At 76.6% G+C, this 1471-nt stretch carries 1 protein-coding gene; it reads right to left on the bottom strand.

What is annotated here, in order from left to right; translation table 11 throughout:
- A partial coding sequence (locus AB0J52_RS40350; RefSeq protein ID WP_500188477.1) for an ABC transporter permease occupies positions 1 to 1471 on the bottom strand: 1471 nt, incomplete at both ends.

The following is a 1471-nucleotide window of genomic DNA, read 5'->3' as shown; positions in this document are numbered from 1 at the left end:
CACGGGACGCGCAGGACCGCGATGTCGTCACCCGCCGCGCACTTCACCACGACGGCGAATCCGACGCCGAGCGCGAGCCCGAGCAGCGCGCCGAACGCCGAGACCAGACCGGCCTCGGCGCGGACCATGCCGCGGGTCGCGCGGCGGTCCAGGCCGACGGCGCGCAGCAGCCCGAGTTCGCGGGTGCGTTCGGCGACGGCGAGCGCGAGGCTGTTGGCGACGCCCAGCGCGGCCATCAGCATCGACAGGGCGAGCAGCGCGAACACGAGGGAGAACAGGTCGTCCACGCCTCGCACCTGGTGCGGGTCCTGGCGCGCGAGGGACGCCCGGATCGAGGCGGACAGGACGGTCGCGCCGCCGACCAGGGCGAGGCCGATGAGCGCCGGTGCGGTCGTGGTGGCGGTGCGGCGCGGATCGCGCAGGGCGTTGCGGACGCCGAGGGTCCCGGGGATGCCGAGGACGCGGGCGAGCGGGCGGCCGAGCGCGGTGATGGCGAGCCCTGACAGGAGCGGGAGGAGCAGGGCCGTCCCGGCGAGCGTCAGCGCGAGGCCGGCACCGAGGAGGTACTGCGGGGCGGGTCCGTCGTCCAGCGCGAGGGCGAGGGCCGTCGCGGCGGGGCCCGACGTGCAGCCGATGATGCCCGTGTTCCGCCAGCGGCGGGTGATCGCGTGCTCCTGGACGTCGCGCAGCGCGGCGATCGGCGGGACGCGTCCGGCGCGGCGGGCCGCGGGGAAGGCCGCGGCGAGGGTGACCAGCGTCCCCACGGCGTAGGCGGCCGCGGCGGACACCGGCGTCACCGGTGGTCCGCCGGGTGGGAGCGGCTGGCCGCTGAGGTCGAACAGCGCGCGGAGCGCCGCGATGATGCCGGAGCCGAGGGCGAGGCCCAGGGTGGAGCCGAGTGCTCCGGCGGCGAGGGCCTCGCCGAGGACGAGCAGGGTGACCTGGGCTCGTCCGGCCCCGAGGGCGCGCAGCAGCGCGAGTTCGCGGGTGCGGCGGGCGACGAGCATCGTGAAGGTGTTGACGATGAGGAACGCGCCGACGAACGCGGCGACGAAGGAGAAAGCCAGGAGCAGTTTCGGGAAGGGGCCCATCCGGTCGCGGACGGCCTTGGCCGCCTCGGCGTCGTACCGTTCGCCGGTGATCGCCTCGGTTCCCGGCGGGAGCACGCCGGAGACCGCCGCGCGCAGCTCGTCCGCGCGCACGCCCGGGGTTGCGCGGACGGCGAGCCTGGTCACCAGCCCTGGCCGCAGGCCGAGCAGTGCCGGGGCCGACGACGGGGCGAACGCGGTCAGCGACGCGACGCCCGTGGCCCGCTCCCCGGCCAGGGTGAACACGCCCGTGACCGTGAACGTCCGGGAAGCGGGCGGGGTGGCGGCTCCGCGGGGTCGTTCGTGCAGGAGTACGCGGACTCTGTCGCCCACGCGGTAGCCGGTTCGGGCGGCGGTCGTGGCGTCCAGGGCGAGGTCGCCCG

The sequence above is a fragment of the Spirillospora sp. NPDC049652 genome, assembly GCF_040675125.1.
Lineage (GTDB): Bacteria > Actinomycetota > Actinomycetes > Streptosporangiales > Streptosporangiaceae > Spirillospora.
This window is presented reverse-complemented; position numbering and strand designations above follow the sequence as displayed.